Genomic DNA, 17,554 nt, shown 5'->3' with positions numbered 1-17,554 from the left:
GTTTTGGTTACTTCTGTCTCCCGTCTCCCGTCTCCCGTCTTTTTAAAAACACCTCCTCAAACTCAAACCGCTGTCCATTAAACAATCCTTTATCACTAAGCTTCAGATCTGGGATTACAAGCAAAGCCATAAAGCTCAGCGTCATAAAAGGAGAATTCAGCGTGGCTCCCATCTCTTTGGCAAGTCTATCGATCTTCGTATAAGCAGATGCAACTTCGTATCCATCCGAAGCCGACATGATTCCTCCTACAGGAAGGGGGAGAATTTCTTCCTGATCTCCAGATACAGCAGAAACTCCACCTTTTGCTTCGATTATTAGATTTACCGCTTTGCATATGGATTCGTCATCGATTCCTACCGCGATAATATTATGGGAGTCATGGCCAACTGAGGAAGCGATGGCACCGGTTTTCAACCCAAAGTTCTTGATAAAAGCCACTGCTGGGGGAGCATCCTCGTAGCGATTGACCACGGTAATTTTTAAAATGTCTTCCGCAGGATTTGGTTCTGCGAAGCCGTTTCTGATAAGGATTTCACCAGTGATTTCAGGAGTAATTAATTGTCCGTCTAAAGCTTCGATAACTCTGACTTTATTCCCTTTGGCTTTGATATGGAAGTTTTCAGGCCTTTTTAGGGATGTGCGGAAATTGTTAATGATTTCGTTTGTGATGGGCTGAATTAGCGTCTTCCCCTTCTCAGCTACTTTCTCACCATCTATATAGGTGCTGATAACCTGAAAGTCTTTCAAGTTATTCACTAGAATAAAATCAGCAGGATCTCCTTCTCTCAATTGTCCTACATTCATGGAATAGTGAGCAATTGGATTCAAGCAAGCAGCCCGAAGAACATTGAACACATCTTTGCCTTTTGCGACAGCTCTGGCTGCTAGCTCATTGATATGAGAAACTGCCAGATTATCGGGATGTTTATCGTCCGAGCAAAACATAATCATCTCAGGATAGTCATCGATCAGGTCTATAAGAGCTTCGAAGTTTTTGGCCGCGGAACCTTCTCGGATAGCGATTTTCATTCCCAGCTTTAATTTCCCCAAAGCCTCCTCAGCTGTGAAGCATTCATGGTCAGTGCTTGGGCCAGCGCTTACATATTTTTCAGCCAATTCGCCTTTTAGTCCCGGCGCGTGTCCATCGATGGGTTTTCCGTATTTCTTTGAGATTCGAATTTTCTTCATCACCAATTCATCCCGATTTACCGTTCCTGGCCAGTTCATCATTTCTGCTAAGTAGTGAATCTCAGGACGAGACATTAGGTTTTCTATGTCCTGAGCATTGATTTCTCCACCCGCTGTTTCAAAAGGAGTGGCAGGAACACAAGAGGGTGCGCCGAAGTAAAATTTAAAAGGAACCTGTTTCCCATTCTCGATCATGTATTCCACACCTTCCATTCCACAGACATTGGCGATCTCATGTGGATCTGAAATCGTCGCAACCGTGCCATGAACGACTGCAAGTCTGGCAAATTCGGAAGGGACAAGCATAGAACTCTCTACGTGTACATGCGCGTCGATAAATCCAGGTATCAAATAGGGCAAAGAAGGATCTTCATCTATTTTTTCCAGCTTTACTATTTTCCCATGGGCTATACTGAGAGAAACAGCATGAATTTCACGGTTTGGAATGTCTACGAATTGACCTAGGATTTGCATAAAAATGTGGGAGAAATTAATTGGAGAGAATCTGTATAAGCGATTCGATTCCAAGGTTTGGGGATTGGTTTAGATTAAAACTACTATATTTGCGCAGTAATAAAAAAACGAATTAAGCGGGTTTTTTGAATGAATAAAATCGTCATCGCCATCGATGGATATTCTGGATGTGGGAAGAGTTCCACTGCCAAAGCAGTAGCAAAGGATTTGGGATATACTTACATCGATTCCGGAGCCATGTATAGAGCGGCGACGCTACACTTTTTGAATAATTTCCTTTCTCCATCCAATCCACATGATGTGGAAAAAGGGCTTAAATCCTTAGAGATTTCTTTTCATCTAAATCCGGACACCCATAAACAAGAGACCTATCTCAATGGTTTGAATGTGGAGGGTGAGATCCGTACTATGCGAATTTCCAATAAAGTGTCTGAAGTCGCCACGGTCGCTGCCATCAGAAAAGAGTTGGTAGCGCAGCAGCAACGACTTGGAAAGAAAAAAGGAGTGGTAATGGATGGACGTGATATTGGCTCGGTAGTTTTTCCTAATGCAGATCTGAAAGTGTTTATGACTGCGGACTTAGATACTCGTGCTATCAGAAGGCAAGAAGAGCTTTTGGAAAAAGGAGAGTTGGTGGACTTGCAAGAGATTAAAGCTAACCTCGCTGATCGAGACAGAGTAGATTCTTCTCGTGTAGAAAGCCCACTAAAGAAAATGCCAGATGCTCTGGAGGTAGATACCAGTAATATTACCTTTGCGGAGCAGGTGGGGAAGATCGTCCACTCGGCAAGACAAATTATTGATAAACAAGAGAGCTATGCAGGTAAGCATTGATAAAAACTCTGGGTATTGCTTCGGTGTCGAATTTGCCATCAAAATGGCGGAGGATGAGATGGAGCAAAGCGACCAGCTGTATTGCCTAGGCGATATCGTGCATAATGATATGGAGGTTTCGCGTCTTAGCGCCAAAGGTTTGGTTGTTATAGATCGAGAGCAGTTGTCAGAATTGCATGATTGCAAGGTGTTGATTCGCGCACATGGCGAACCGCCTGAGACCTATAGAACTGCCATAGAAAACAATATTGAACTAATTGATGCTTCCTGTCCAGTAGTGTTGAAGCTACAACATCGCGTGAAAAGTGCATTCGATAAAATGGAGCGTGAAGACGGACAGATTGTTATTTATGGTAAAAAAGGCCATGCGGAAGTAATTGGCTTGACTGGACAGACTTTGGAAAAGGCTATCGTGGTGATGGAAGAGGCTGATTTGGATAAGATAGATTTTACCAGACCTGTGACGCTTTTCAGTCAGACTACCAAAAGCACGAAAGGCTTCTATGAGATTTCTCAGAAAATAGAAGATCGCATTCAGGCTGCTAAGCAAGAACTTACGCGAGAAACTTTCAATGCAAATGATTCGATTTGCCGGCAGGTGTCTAATCGTGAACCACAGCTACAGCGATTTTCTCAGGAAAATGATGTGATTTTATTTGTGTCTGGAAAGAAAAGCTCAAATGGCAAGGCACTTCATCAAGTGTGTCTGGCTCAAAATGAAAGAAGCTATTTCATTGAAAATGAGAAAGAGATTAATCCAGATTGGTTTCAAAAAGGTGAAAAAGTAGGGATATGCGGAGCAACATCTACACCAATGTGGCTGATGGAGCAAGTGAAATCATACGTGGAATCACTCGAAGAAGGGGTGCTTTCAGTTTAAAATAGAGTTATTTAAAAACTTAGGAAGCCATTCTTCCAAAAGTTCAAACATTAAAGTTCATATACCCTCAAATTAAAAAGGTTATTTATTAGATTTGGGGCGTTTTTCAAAAGCTCATAGTTCAAAAACAGATATGTCTAAAATAGTGAAGCTTAAGAAAGGTTTTGACATCAACTTGGTGGGAAAGGCTAAGCAAGAGCTTGCTGATTTCGCCCCGGCTCAAACCTTCGCAATTAAGCCGACAGACTTTATCGGGCTCCAGCGCCCTAAAGTTCTTGTCAATGAAGGAGATACCGTTAAGGCAGGTACTCCAGTCCTGATCGACAAAGCATTGGATCAAGTAATTTATGCGGCTCCTGTTTCCGGCAAAATTGTCGAGATTAAAAGAGGCGATCGCAGGAAATTGCTTGAAATCAGTATTTTGGCGGATGCTACCATCGTCCACGAGCAACTAGGTGCTGTTAATATTGCTTCTCTAGATAGAGATGCTTTGGCAGCAAAACTGGCAGCGAGTGGTGTTTGGCCAAACATCATCCAAAGACCTTACGGTATAGTCGCAAATCCAGCGGATACTCCTAAGAGTATTTTCATATCTGCTTTTGATACCCATCCATTGGCTCCAGATTATGCTTTCGCATTGCAGGGCCAAGAGAAATATCTTCAGGCAGGAATTGAAGCTTTGGCTAAACTGACAAGTGGCAAAGTCCACCTGAATGTGGACGGCTCAAAGGCGACTCCATCTGTTTTTGCAGAATTGAAAGGCGCTCAAGTGAACAAATTCTCTGGACCGCACCCTGCAGGAAATGTAGGAGTGCAGATTCACCACTTAGATCCGATCAATAAAGGTGAAATCGCTTGGACGATCACTCCATACGGAGTTGCTCAGATCGGGAAATTAATTTTAGAAGGTGTTTACGATGCTTCTAAAGTTATAGCAGTAACCGGTTCTGAATTGACCAAGGCTGCCTATGTAAAGACTTACATGGGAGCTTCTGTTTCTACTTTTGTGAAAGGAAATCTTAATTCAGGTCACGTAAGAGTGATCTCTGGAAATGTCCTTACTGGAGAGAAAATTTCGTTGGAAGGTTTCTTAGGTTTCTATCACAATCAGATTACCGTTATTCCTGAGGGTGATTACTATGAGTTCATGGGATGGGCAAAACCTACCACTAGATTGAGTTACCACAGAGCACTAGGATTACTTTCCTTCCTTACACCAAATAAAGAATTCGTCATGGATTCAAACGGTAGAGGCGAAGAAAGAGCATTCGTGCAAACTGGTGTTTTTGAATCTGTTACTCCCATGGATATACTTCCAGTTTATCTTTTGAAAGCTATTATGGCTGAGGATTTTGACGAAATTGAAGAATTGGGAATCTATGAGATCGTGGAAGAAGATTTAGCTCTTTGCGAGTTTGTGGATGTGTCAAAGCATCCTGTGCAGGAGTTGGTGAGAAAAGGAATTGAATTAATCCAATACAGTTAATCCATATGAAGTTTCTAAGAGATTTATTGGACAAGCAGAAGCCACTTTTCGAAAAAGGTGGCAAGCTTGAAAGTCTATATTACGCGTTTGAAGCAGGGGAGACATTTATGTTCAGCCCTAAGCATACTACCGGCATCAAAGGTGCTCAGGTAAAAGATGCTATTGATTTGAAGCGAATGATGATCACAGTGGTAATTGCTATGATTCCTTGTTTGCTTTTTGGTATGTACAATACTGGTCATCAGCATTTACTCGCAACTGGCGGAACAGCCGGTTTGTGGGAGAATTTTGGTGAGAAGTTAGGCATTGGAGCAATGCTCGTACTTCCTCTTGTTTTAGTAGCCTATACAGCCGGTGGTATTGTAGAAGCAGTTTTCGCAATCGTGCGCAAGCACCCGATCAACGAAGGCTTCCTGGTAACAGGGATGCTTATTCCTTTGGTAGTGCCTGCTACTACTCCTTTGTGGCAAGTAGCTTTAGCTACTGTATTTGCAGTAGTGATTGCAAAGGAAGTATTCGGTGGTACTGGTATGAATGTGTTAAACGTAGCCATGACAGCAAGAGCGTTTTTGTATTTTGCTTACCCGGCACAGATTTCTGGTGACCAGGTTTGGACTTACTTAGGTGATAAGATGCCAGTTGATGGTTTCTCAGGAGCTACTGCTCTTTCAGTAGTTTACAATGCAGGCGTAGAAGGAACCCAGTCAGCAGTAGAGGCTTTAGCTGCCCATAATACAGTTTTGGGATCAGGATTATATGAATTTGCAAATCTATTTATGGGTTGGATTCCTGGCTCCATCGGTGAGACATCTACTTTGATGGCTTTGATTGGCGCGGCGATTTTAATTGCTACTGGCGTTGCTAGCTGGAAGATTATCTTCTCAGGATTTGCAGGAGCATACATCATGGGCTTTGTGATGAATCTATTTGCAGTAAATGAATACATGGCTTTACCTCCTCAGTACCACTGGGTGATGGGTGGTTTAGCCTTTGGAATTGTCTTTATGGCAACTGATCCAGTATCTGCCGCTCAGACAGAAACGGGTAAATGGATATACGGTTTATTGATCGGATTCCTGACTGTGATCATTCGAGTGACTAACCCAGCTTATCCTGAGGGAATTATGCTAGCGGTTCTATTCATGAACGTGTTCGCTCCACTGATCGATTATTATGTAGTTAAGGCAAATAAAACAAGGAGGTTACAACGTGCAACAGTCTAATACTTATATTATTACGTTCTCCGTCATCTTGACGGTGGTTCTAGGATTACTTCTTTCAGGGACTTCTCAAGTTTTGGGTCCAATGCAAAAAGAAGCAATTGCTTTAGATAACAAAAAGCAAATCTTGGGTGCAGTTATATCTGGAGAAGAGATTGCTGCCATGACTCCTCAGGAGGTGAATGACTACTATAATAGCAGAATTGCTTCCGTTGTAGTAGATCTAAGTGGCAAAGAAGTTACTGAACGTGAAGGAGTAGCTGTCACTGCAGAAACTGTGGATATCGCTAAGAACTATAAAAAGCCAGCAGAAGAAAGACTATACCCAGTGTATATTTATCATGCAGAGGGAAGTCCTGAAGCAGCTGAGAATTATATTTTACCTCTTTACGGAGCAGGTCTTTGGGATGCAATCTGGGGATATGTGGCTTTAGAAACAGATATGAACACAGTGGGTGGGATTACTTTGGCTCACGCTGGCGAGACTCCAGGTCTTGGTGCTAGAATCACTGAGCCAGGTGTTCAACAGAGATATGAAGGCAAGACTATTTACAATGAATCAGGAGAGTTAGTAGCAGTGGAGATGCAAAAAGGGGAAGGCAAAGACTATTCTGATGATCCTCATCAGGTGGACGGTATGTCTGGAGCTACGATTACTGCTAAAGGAGTTAATAATATGCTTAAGAATTACTTGGGCTACTATGAAGCTTACATTGAAAATAAGAAGTCTTCTTCATCTGTAGCAACACTATAATCGAACTATTCAACTCAATAATTATTAAATATGAGTGCTGAAACTATAGAAAAAAAGCCTGCAGAGGCATTACTCTCCAAGCGCAGGAAAAAACTGGTAACTGATCCTTTGATTGATGACAACCCAGTGACCATTCAGGTACTTGGCATTTGTTCTGCTCTTGCAGTTACGACGCAAATGAAACCTACACTGGTTATGGCTATTGCGGTTATCTTCGTAATTGTGATGTCAAATTTTTTGATTTCTCTTATGAGAAATACTATTCCTAGCCGAGTTAGGATTATCGTACAGCTTGCAGTAGTAGCTACCTTGGTAACTTTAGTGAATGAGGTATTGAAAGCTTTTGCATATGATATGTACAAAGAACTATCCGTATTCGTTGGTTTGATCATTACCAATTGTATAGTAATGGGTCGTTTAGAAGCTTTCGCTTTGGGTAATAAACCATATGATTCCATTCTTGATGGATTTGGATCTGCTCTAGGATACTCTTGGATTATCTTGACTGTAGCATTCTTTAGAGAACTGCTAGGATCAGGGGCTGTTTTTGGAATTCCTATATATGACTATATATCCGGCTTATTTGGTCCTGACTTCCAACTGGCAACAAATGGCCTCATGGTCTCTCCTGTAGGGGCATTTATGGTATTGGGATTATTGATTTGGGTACAGCGTACCAAAACTGGATATGTTGAACACTAAAACCAACTGAAGAAATGGATTTATTTAATTTAGGTATTCGGTCGATCTTTATCGACAATATGATTTTCGCTTACTTCCTTGGGATGTGTTCCTTCTTAGCAGTTTCCAAGAAAGTAACTACTGCAATTGGTCTTGGTGCAGCAGTAATATTTGTATTGACTGTGACTGTACCGGTGAACTGGTTGTTGAATGAATATGTACTGAAAGAAGGCGCTTTATCTTGGGTAAATGCAGGATTAGCAGACATAGATCTCTCCTTTCTAAGATTCATCATGTTTATTGCGATTATCGCAGCGATGGTTCAATTGGTGGAAATGGTGGTTGAGAAATTTGCTCCAGCTCTTTACGGTGCTTTGGGTATATTTCTGCCTTTGATCGCAGTAAACTGTGCTATCCTAGGTGGTTCTCTTTTCATGGCACAACGTGATTATACGCTTGCAGAATCTGCTGTTTATGGTTTTGGATCTGGTACTGGATTTTGCCTTGCTATTGTGGCCTTGGCTGCGATTCGTGAGAAATTAAAATATTCACATGTTCCAAATGGCTTGAAAGGATTGGGTATAACAATGCTTCTAACTGGATTGATGGGAATCGCGTTTATGTCCTTTATGGGAATCGATTTGTAATCAGGTTCTTGCTCAAATATTCAAAAGCTCCGAGATACTATCTCGGAGCTTTTGTTTTAGCGGTGTTTGATTTTGTCTAATAGCTCGTAACTTTTACCTTTAATTTACCATTCAAGAACCCTGACTCTTATGAAAACCCTATTGGCATTGTGCTGCTTTGTAGCACTTTCATTTTCTGCTACCGCACAAAGCGGAGACTGGATTGAGCTATTCAATGGCGAAAATCTGGACGGCTGGAAAATATCAGAAAACTCTCAATCTTTTCAAGTGGAAGATGGAGTAATTAAAGTGGCTGGACCACGAGGTCATGCTTTCTATAATGGAGAAGTAGCAAATCATGACTTCAACAACTTTGAAGTAATTGCAGAAGTAAAGACTATGCCAGGAGCCAACTCCGGTATTTTTATCCATACCCAATACCAAGAAGATGGCTGGCCAAATGTAGGCTATGAAATCCAAGTGAATCAAAGCCATACTGACTGGAGAAAAACAGGTAGTGTGTATTCTTTCCAAGATGTAAAAGATGTCTATGTAAAAGACGGAGAGTGGTACACTGAGCATATCATCGTACAAGGAGATGTAGTAACTGTAAAAATAAACGGTGAAACAGTCAATGTATATGACCAATCCAAAGATGAAAACCGTAAAGGTGATCTAGGTACCAAAAAAGTTGATCATGGAACCATCGCACTTCAAGCACACGATCCTAAATCTGTGATTTATTATAAAAGTGTGAAAGTGAAATTGCTTCCAGACTGATCTAAAGAAATTTAAGCGGAAGCTATCTTCCAGTTTAAATCCTGATTATTATTGAGTAATAATCAGGATTTTCATTTTACCACCATGGCATTTACTTACAAACGCATCATTTCTTATTTTCTTCGGGGCTTGCTATTCATCACTCCGGTGGCAGTGACGCTTTATATAATTTTCCAAACTATCCTTTTTCTGGACAACTTGATTCCAGTACCCCTGCCGGGAATTGGTATTTTGATGGTTTTGGCATTGATTACTTTTGTAGGCTATCTGGCAAGCCTATTCTTTGCTCAACCTATTTTTGATTGGTTTGAGAGAGGCCTGATCAAGATCCCTTTGGTGAATTTGATCTACACCAGTATCAAAGATTTGATGGGAGCTTTTGTAGGTGACAAAAAGAAGTTTTCCTCACCTGTCAAAGTACAGCTTAGCGATACGCTTATCCGTTTGGGATTTATTACCCAGGAAGATATGTCCATTGTGGGTGAGCCTGATATGGTGTCTGTTTACTTCCCGCATAGCTACAATGTTTCTGGAAATGTATTCTTGGTACCAAAAGATAAGGTGACACCGCTAATAGGCGTGAAAAGCTCTGATGTGATGAAGTTTATGGTAAGTGGGGGAGTTTCGCCATTAATTTAATAATCAGAGGAGCTAAGAAAACAGCCTGTGAATTCCATAGGCTCTAATGTCCTACTGCAAAACTTCCACCACTTGCTCATTTCTTTCTGTGAATCTGCCAATCTCCCAGATCACCTGATTTTGGAGCTTCATTGCTTCTTCAAACCAATCCTTATTATCTGGATCTACAGCAACCATTAATCCGCCGCTAGTTTGTGGGTCGCAAAGTTTGACCAAGTCCATTCCGACTACTCCTTTTGTTTTGGCGCTGTAGGCGTTCCAGTTGCGGTAAGTATTATCAGGGAAAATAAACTGATTGATATACTCCTGCACGCCAGCTATGATAGGAAGTTTATAGAGGTCGATTTCAGCTGAAAGCTCAGAAGCCTCACACATTTCTATCAAATGGCCAAGCAGCCCGAATCCAGTCACATCCGTCATGGCATGAACCTCCTCGTGATTCCCAATAATTTCTCCTATAGAATTCAATCTACAAGCGGTATCAAGTAAACTCAGGTAATCTTTATCAGATATCTTCTGACGCTTAAGCGCTGTAGCCAATACGCCTACTCCCAGCGGTTTCGTGAGGTAAATGATATCGCCAATTTTAGCGCCTTGGTTCTTTTTGATTTTATGCGGATGAACAATTCCGTTCACTGAAAGACCAAAAATCGGATCCTTAGCAGCAATGGAATGTCCGCCTGCCAATTCAATTCCAGCAGCTTTGCAAATAGATTTTGCTCCTTCCATTACCTTGGCTGCGAGTTCAGGCGCAAGTTTTTCCACAGGCCAACTTAGAATGGCATTCGCGAAAATTGGCTTACCACCCATGGCGTAGACATCTGAAAGTGCATTTGCAGCAGCTATTCTACCAAAGTCAAAAGGATCATCTACGATAGGCGTGAAAAAGTCAACCGTATTGATCACCGCCAAATCTTCTGAGACCTGATAAACTGCTGCGTCATCCTTTCCTGAATTACCTACCAATAGTTTTGGGTCGGATTGAGTAAATGAGCCACTTGAACTTAAGATTTGGTCTAAAATGGCTGGTGCGATTTTACAACCACAGCCTGAGCCTTCACTCCATTCAGTTAGTCGGGTTGGTGTATTTTCCATGAAATTGGGATTTTGCTTCAAGTAGGTTTTTGGTGGATGTGTCCTCGTCGATTCCTGACAGGTCTAATTGGATCGTTTTTCCATCAGCGTGTTTATCAAGATCAAAATTGTAAGCCTTGTCATAATAGATCAGCATATTTGCGATCCAAGCTTCATGATTTCCATCTACAATTGCTTGTATTGCTTCTGAAGTCCGTAAACCACCAAGTCGTTTTTTGATTCGTAGGACAGCGAGAATCAACTCGTCCTGAGGTAAACTTCCGTATTCTTCTACGATCAAATTGATTCGTTCTTGATCAGTCTTATAAATATCGATCAGGGGTGATGCTAGCATTTGGTGGTAGAAATTGTCCGGGAGAATCAATCTTCCGATTTTCCGGCTTTCATTTTCCACCCAACTTGGTTTCTTAGGGTCAAGCTTTTGTAAAGTTTCAGCAAATATGTTCTCAAATTGCTCTACTGAAGGCTGAGCTGGTTGCCCGATAGCCCCAAAGGAAGAACCTTTATGGTTAGCGAGCCCTTCCAAATCGATAGTTTGCTCTCCAGATTCCTGAAGTTTTTTAAGTAGTCGGGTTTTACCCGTTCCTGTTTTTCCACCCAAAACTATTAGGTTCCAGTCTTTTCTGACCATATCAAAACTGAACGTTCTATAAGTTTTATAACCACCTCTTAAGCGGAAAATCTCAAAACCTATCATAGTTAGTAGCCAAGCAAGAATATGACTTCTCATTCCACCACGCCAGCAGTAGATGATGATTTTTTTCTCAGGAAAGCGTTTAAGGACGTGTTTTAGGATTAAATGAAACCTAGGCCCAACTAATTCAAATCCTTTGATAGTGGCTTCTTCGGGGCCTCGTTCTTTGTAAAGCGTGCCGACTTGAATTCGCTCAGTATTATTCAGGATTGGGATGTTGATAGAGCCTGGTATATGGCTTTGATCAAATTCTTTTTCGCTACGGGCATCGATCACTGGAATCTGATCTCTCAAACTCCAAAACTCATCTAAAGAAATTAATTGCTCCGCCATAAAGTTTGAAGATAAAAAAAGCCGCAAGGAATTCCTTGCGGCTCTGACTGTAATATAGTCAACTAATTAAAGTTGAGCATCTAGTTTTTGAGATAAAACAGATTTTGGAACTGCTCCAACCTGCTTGTCTACGATTTCTCCACCTTTGAAGAATAGGAGTGTTGGGATAGATCTGATTCCGAACGCTTGAGCTACACCTGGATTTGCATCCACGTCTACTTTACCTACGACAGCTTTGCCATCATAATCTCCAGCTAGTTCTTCCACCACTGGACCGATCATTTTACAAGGTCCGCACCACTCAGCCCAAAAATCCACTAGGATTGGCTGCTCAGATTTGATGATTTCTTCAAAGTTTGCGTCAGTAATTTCTATTGCTTTTGACATTGTATGTTTGGTTTTTGATTTCTAAATTTCAAATATATGTGCAAAAGCCAATAGCGTATTAATAAGTTCCGAGGGAGTTGATTTTTTTGTCTATAGGGAATTGAGAAAAGTTATGAGGCTCTTATTGTTTAGTAATATTCGAACATCTTTTTTTCTGTCGGGGTGGTTCCAAAATTTAAGTCATTAGTAATCTCTTCTATTAGTTTTCCTTCGGCATTATAATCGTATTCAAATGCGGGTCTGTAATTGGGGCCTAAAATTTTGAGGGATTTCGACACGAGCAAGCCTTTATCGTTATAATCGTATTTATACTGATAGAAAGGTCCAGTCATTCCCGTCTGAGAATAATTTTCACCTGTAATTAATTCTGAATTTTCAGATTCATATAGATACTCATGCAAGTCGAAGTTGATTTCAGTTCCTCTCCTGTAAGTAGAAAGCCTGCCCAGTTCATCGAAAATGTATCTGGAATACTGTTCAAAAATCCCTTCTTTCTCTCTTATGACATCAATTTTTCTGCTCTCGTTTTCATAGTAGCGCTGAAAATTATAGCGAAAAGCAAAACCCGATGGTGTTGGGATATAAACACTGGTCTTATCGAGCTTTCCATTTGCTAAATATGTGTTTAACTCAATTAAGGTAGTATCCCCATTTTGTATTCGTACTTTCAAAAGCTCCCGATCTTGGGTGTCATAATAGTAGTCTGTCCTAGATTGTAATGTCTCTGGACCATAATAAAAGAATTCGCTTTTGAGTTTTCCTGCTGGCGTTACTAAGGTTCCTTCTAGCACTTGATGAAGTCTCAATACATTTTCATCGAGAATTTCTGGTATTAGAGGAGGCTCTGTACTTTCACAAGAAATCAATATTCCAACTGCGAGAACATATAGTAGATTCTTCATTGGTATGACGTTTGATCTGCAAATAACTAATTGAATTTAAGAGAAATAACTTAAAAACTAATTTCTTGTTCTTGCAAATTTTTTGAAAACTTAAACCACCTTATACATCACCTCAGGAATTTGTTTCAGCTCATTGATCATTTCTGCACATGGATCGATAGAAAATCTCTTTGAAAATAGCTCTAACGCTAAATTTTCTTTCCGATCAACCACATCAAAATACAGCTTGGCATCACCTTTATATTTCTCAGTAATTGCTTCTAGTTTTTCCATAAGATCCAACGTCAAATCGTCCAAGTCAATATTTACCCGAAGGCCTTTGACCATTTTACCGCGGATCTCGTCTAGCAAAGTAATGTTACCAATCTTAAATTCTAGTTCATTTTCGGCCCATCGTTTACCAGCAACAGTTCCGCTGATAAACAAGAACCAGCCAGGCATAAAGTACTCTTTGAATCTCACGTAATCATCTCCAAATAGGAAAAACGTAAAGGCCCCTTGATAATCTTCCAATGTCAGCGTTCCGAAAGGCTTTCCGTTTTTGGTAGTTCGATGTGCAAAAGTCGAAACCGATCCAGCCAATTTGATGTCTGTTCGATTTCTCAAACTTTCCAAGTCATTCAAATCAGGCAAAGAAGCATTAGTGAACGACTCAATTTCCAATCTAAATTGGTCTAGTGGATGACCGGAGATATATAGACCTACCACTTCTTTTTCGATGTTTAATTGCTGCAATTGAGTGAAAGGCTCCATCGGTGCAATAGTAGGAAGCGGTACTTCCATATTTCCTGCACCTCCGCCGAAAAGACTTACCTGATTGCTTTCTTCTTCCTGCTGCACTTTTTGAGCATACTTTGTCGCTTTCTCGATCAAATTCAAATCTCCATCTGCAGCTTCTAAATATTGTCTTCTATGATGCTGTGGAAAACAATCAAACCCACCAGCCATCGCCAAAGCTTCCATGGTTTTCTTATTCAAAGCCTTGGAACTTACCCGCTTTGCAAAGTCAAAGATGTTTTTATAAGGTCCGTTTTTCTCTCGCTCTTCAATAATCGCATCAACTGCTGCGGAGCCCGCTCCTTTAATTGCAGCCATGCCAAACCGGATTTCTCCAGCCTGGTTTACGGTAAATCCATTTTTGGATTCATTCACATCCGGCCCTAAAACTGGGATTCCGGCACGCTTACATTCCTCCATGAAAAACGTCACCTGAGTGATGTCGTTCATGTTATTACTCAGTACGGAAGCAAGATATTCCGCAGGATAATGAGCTTTTAGATACGCCGTTTGATAAGCGATCCATGCATAGCATGTTGAGTGGGATTTGTTAAATGCATAGGATGCAAATGCTTCCCAGTCAGTCCAAATCTTTGAAAGTTTTTTTGCATCATGACCTTTTGCAGAAGCCTGCTCGACAAACTTCGGTTTCATTTTGTCGAGTACATCTTTCTGCTTTTTACCCATCGCCTTACGCAAAACATCCGCCTCACCTTTAGTGAATCCTGCAAGTTTTTGGGACAAAAGCATCACTTGCTCTTGGTAAACGGTAATTCCGTATGTTTCCTCCAAGTATTCCTGCATGTCGTCCAGATCATATTCGATCGCTTCAGTTCCATGCTTTCTTTTAATAAAAGAAGGGATATATGCCAAAGGCCCCGGTCTATACAAGGCGTTCATAGCAATCAAATCTGCAAAAACCGTAGGTTTTAGTTCGCGCATGTATTTCTGCATTCCGGCAGATTCATACTGGAAAATGCCGACGGTTTCACCACGTTGGAAAAGCTCGTAGGTTTTAGCATCGTCAATTGGGAAATGGTCCGCATCCAACTCGATTCCGTGACGTTCTTTTACAATCCGAACGGCGGTTTTAATCAGTGTCAGCGTTTTCAGACCCAAAAAGTCCATCTTCAACAGTCCTGCAGATTCCACTACGGAGTTATCAAACTGCGTACAAACCATGTCAGAATCCTTCGCTAGTGCTACCGGTACATAATTCGTAATATCTGCGGGCGTAATGATGACACCACAGGCATGGATTCCAAGGTTTCGAACAGAGCCTTCCAGCATAGTTGCCTGATTGATCGTTTTCGCAGAATCATCCTGTCCTTTGGAAATCCGGATCAATTCGTCTGCTTTGGCGATCATTTCACCTTGCCCTTTTAGCTTATCAGAAAGTGCAGCCCGATTTCCAGCTAAACCAAATAACGCTTTTAGCTTGATATCTGGTACCAAACCGGCAAGTCTTCCAGCTTCAGGAAGAGGTAAATTTAAAACTCGTGCTGTATCACGGATGGCGGACTTAGCTGCCATGGTGCCATAGGTGATGATTTGTGCAACTTGGTTGGAACCGTATTTTTTGATTACATAATCGATTACGGAACCCCTACCTTCATCGTCAAAGTCAATATCAATATCGGGAAGTGAGACTCGATCTGGATTTAGGAATCTCTCAAATAGTAGATTGTATGCGATTGGGTCAATGTTGGTGATGCCTGTGCAATAAGCAACGGCTGAACCTGCAGCAGATCCACGACCTGGGCCTACAGACACCCCCATTTTTCTAGCCTCCACAATGAAATCCTGAACAATCAGGAAATATCCGGGATAACCTGTATTCTCAATAGTTGCCAATTCAAAATCCAAGCGTTCTGTTATCTCCGGAGTGATTTCCGCATACCGTTTTTTTGCACCTTCGTAGGTAAGATGTCTTAAAAAAGCATTTTCTCCACGTTTTCCTCCATCGACTTCGTCCTCTGGATGTTTGAATTCATCAGGAATCTCAAAAGCAGGAAGAAGTACTTCTCTGGCTAATTTATAGGTCTCGATTTTCTCGGTAATCTCATTGGTACACTCGATGGCTTCAGGCAAATCCGCGAAGAGCTTTTTCATCTCATCGGGAGTTTTGATGTAGAATTCATCATTTGGGAAGCCATAGCGGAATTCTCTTCCTCGCTTTCCAATGTATTTTTTTGGCTTGTCGTAAAGCTCACCGTCTTTCACACAAAGCAATACATCATGCGCTTTTGCATCAGTTTTCTCACTGTAATAGGAATTGTTTGCTGCAAAATATTTCACATCATATTTCTTGGCAAACTCCAAGAGCACTTCATTCACTTTCTCCTCTTCTGGTATTCCATGTCGATTGAGCTCCACATAGAAGTCTTCTCCAAACTGCTCTTTCCACCAGACGAAAGCTTCCTCTGCTTGTGTTTCTCCGACATTCAAAATCAAAAAAGGAATCTCTCCCCATAGCCCGCCGGTGGTTGCAATGAGGTCTCCTTTGTATTGAACCAAGAGCTCTTTGTCTATTCTAGGTAGATAGTAAAAGCCTTCGATGTTGGCATAAGAAGCTAGTTTTGCCAGGTTATGATAGCCAGCTTTATTTTTTGCCAAGAGGACAGTTTGATAACCATCATCCTTATTGGATTTGTTTTTTCTGTCTCGACACAGGTTGAATTCGCAACCTAAAATTGGTTTAATGTCTTTGCCTAACGCTTCTTTTACAAAGTGGAAAGCACCCATCATATTTCCGTGATCAGTCAATGCGATGGCTGGCATTCCGAGCTCCTTTGCGCGAGCAATCATGGCCGGAATCTCAGAAGTCGCTTGCAACACAGAATACTGACTGTGCACGTGCAGGTGAGTGAATGGAATGTCCGTTAAATCTGAAATGTCAGCTTTACCTGCTTGCTTTAGCACATCTTTGGCGGCCGCTTTCTGTGCATCTTTTGCTTGCGCAAAGTTTGCTTCTTCTAGCTTTGGAGCTTCGTAGATTACTTCAGCGATGGTAACTCCAGCTTCGGGAGCTTGGACGCCTTGATTAATCAACCCAAAGAAACAGCGTGCAGTAGCATCAACATCATAAGCTGCATCGTGCGCATCACCGAAGCCTTTTCCGAAAAGCTTTTGATGAAGTTCAGTAAGTGTTGGCCACTTGTATTTGCCACCTCTACCGCCAGGAAGTGCACAGAAATCAGTTGATATGTCCTTGGTGTCCAGTTGTTGTGCCGTCAGAGGCATGGTGGCTTCTGCGCGGTAATATTCCGAACCGGTTACATTGACATCAAACTCAACATTGTGTCCAACCAAATATTTGGCTTGCTTCACATCACCTTCAAAAATCCCAAGGATTTGCTTCAGGTCATGACCCTCTGCTAAGGCGCGCTTGGTGGAAATTCCATGGACTTTTTCCGCATTGTAAGGAATGGTAAATCCTTCCGGTCGGATAATGTAATTGTGATTCGAAATCAGATTTCCCTTAGCATCATGCAGTTGCCAAGCGAGCTGGACAAGGCGTGGCCAGTTGTCCACATCCGACATGGGAGCATTGTAATCGCGAGGAAGACCGGTGGTTTCGGTGTCAAAAATTAAATACATACAGCTTGGGTAATTGAGCCTTCAAATTAGGGCTAATCTCTGAAAGGAGGCAAGCGTACTGGAGGTAATTGTCGGAGAATTAAAAAAAAATATGTACTTAAATCTTAGATCTAAATAAACTATGAGATTGATAAATCACATGATTAAAATAGCTATCGATAGATTTTTTATTTCAGATTTTTGACATCAGAATTCCGATATCA

Annotated in this window: 15 protein-coding genes; 9 read left to right on the top strand and 6 right to left on the bottom strand. The window is 41.4% G+C overall.

Annotated elements, in window-relative coordinates:
* Positions 1-7: 7 nt before the first annotated feature.
* Positions 8-1,663: an adenine deaminase gene (gene ade / locus QOL76_RS19650; protein ID WP_283414769.1), complete on the bottom strand. Its 1,656-nt coding sequence runs from the start codon at positions 1,661-1,663 to the stop codon at positions 8-10.
* 129 nt (positions 1,664-1,792) lie between these two features.
* Between ade and cmk the strand changes: the two genes are divergently transcribed.
* The 9 genes from cmk to QOL76_RS19605 all read left to right on the top strand — a co-directional run bounded on the left by cmk (position 1,793) and on the right by QOL76_RS19605 (position 9,563).
* On the top strand, positions 1,793-2,497 hold the full coding sequence (gene cmk / locus QOL76_RS19645; protein ID WP_283414666.1) for a (d)CMP kinase: 705 nt from the start codon (positions 1,793-1,795) through the stop codon (positions 2,495-2,497).
* Entirely contained in the window at positions 2,481-3,377 is an 897-nt protein-coding gene (locus tag QOL76_RS19640) for a 4-hydroxy-3-methylbut-2-enyl diphosphate reductase (protein WP_283414665.1), read from the top strand. Before cmk ends, QOL76_RS19640 begins: the two co-directional genes overlap by 17 nt.
* 133 nt (positions 3,378-3,510) lie before the next feature.
* Positions 3,511-4,863 (top strand): Na(+)-translocating NADH-quinone reductase subunit A, encoded by a 1,353-nt coding sequence (locus QOL76_RS19635; RefSeq protein WP_283414664.1) that lies wholly within the window; start codon positions 3,511-3,513, stop codon positions 4,861-4,863.
* Between the two features lie 5 nt (positions 4,864-4,868).
* Complete coding sequence (locus QOL76_RS19630; RefSeq protein WP_283414663.1) at positions 4,869-6,086, top strand: NADH:ubiquinone reductase (Na(+)-transporting) subunit B; 1,218 nt, start codon at positions 4,869-4,871, stop codon at positions 6,084-6,086.
* On the top strand, positions 6,073-6,837 hold the full coding sequence (gene nqrC / locus QOL76_RS19625) for an NADH:ubiquinone reductase (Na(+)-transporting) subunit C (protein WP_283414662.1): 765 nt from the start codon (positions 6,073-6,075) through the stop codon (positions 6,835-6,837). Before QOL76_RS19630 ends, nqrC begins: the two co-directional genes overlap by 14 nt.
* A gap of 30 nt (positions 6,838-6,867) precedes the next feature.
* A complete protein-coding gene (locus QOL76_RS19620; protein WP_283414661.1) occupies positions 6,868-7,539 on the top strand; it encodes an NADH:ubiquinone reductase (Na(+)-transporting) subunit D in 672 nt (223 codons plus the stop codon).
* 14 nt (positions 7,540-7,553) lie between these two features.
* Positions 7,554-8,165: an NADH:ubiquinone reductase (Na(+)-transporting) subunit E gene (gene nqrE / locus QOL76_RS19615; RefSeq protein ID WP_283414660.1), complete on the top strand. Its 612-nt coding sequence runs from the start codon at positions 7,554-7,556 to the stop codon at positions 8,163-8,165.
* 129 nt (positions 8,166-8,294) lie between these two features.
* Positions 8,295-8,924, top strand: a complete 630-nt coding sequence (locus tag QOL76_RS19610; RefSeq protein ID WP_283414659.1) for a 3-keto-disaccharide hydrolase — start codon at positions 8,295-8,297, stop codon at positions 8,922-8,924.
* Between the two features lie 84 nt (positions 8,925-9,008).
* Positions 9,009-9,563 (top strand): DUF502 domain-containing protein, encoded by a 555-nt coding sequence (locus QOL76_RS19605; RefSeq protein WP_283414768.1) that lies wholly within the window; start codon positions 9,009-9,011, stop codon positions 9,561-9,563.
* Positions 9,564-9,614: 51 nt separating this feature from the next.
* On the opposite strand, the gene selD is transcribed toward QOL76_RS19605, so the two are convergent.
* From selD to dnaE, 5 genes are all read right to left on the bottom strand, one after another.
* Complete coding sequence (gene selD, locus QOL76_RS19600; RefSeq protein ID WP_283414658.1) at positions 9,615-10,658, bottom strand: selenide, water dikinase SelD; 1,044 nt, start codon at positions 10,656-10,658, stop codon at positions 9,615-9,617.
* A complete protein-coding gene (gene mnmH, locus QOL76_RS19595) occupies positions 10,630-11,685 on the bottom strand; it encodes a tRNA 2-selenouridine(34) synthase MnmH (RefSeq protein WP_283414657.1) in 1,056 nt (351 codons plus the stop codon). The genes selD and mnmH overlap by 29 nt, the downstream gene beginning before the upstream one ends.
* A gap of 66 nt (positions 11,686-11,751) precedes the next feature.
* Complete coding sequence (gene trxA / locus QOL76_RS19590) at positions 11,752-12,072, bottom strand: thioredoxin (RefSeq protein WP_111612532.1); 321 nt, start codon at positions 12,070-12,072, stop codon at positions 11,752-11,754.
* A 128-nt stretch (positions 12,073-12,200) separates the two neighbouring features.
* Positions 12,201-12,974: a hypothetical protein gene (locus tag QOL76_RS19585; RefSeq protein ID WP_283414656.1), complete on the bottom strand. Its 774-nt coding sequence runs from the start codon at positions 12,972-12,974 to the stop codon at positions 12,201-12,203.
* A gap of 90 nt (positions 12,975-13,064) precedes the next feature.
* Entirely contained in the window at positions 13,065-17,351 is a 4,287-nt protein-coding gene (gene dnaE / locus QOL76_RS19580; RefSeq protein WP_283414655.1) for a DNA polymerase III subunit alpha, read from the bottom strand.
* Between the last annotated feature and the right edge of the window lie 203 nt (positions 17,352-17,554).

Origin of the sequence: Algoriphagus winogradskyi (genome assembly GCF_900182815.1) — a bacterium.
GTDB lineage: Bacteria > Bacteroidota > Bacteroidia > Cytophagales > Cyclobacteriaceae > Algoriphagus > Algoriphagus winogradskyi.
This window is presented reverse-complemented; position numbering and strand designations above follow the sequence as displayed.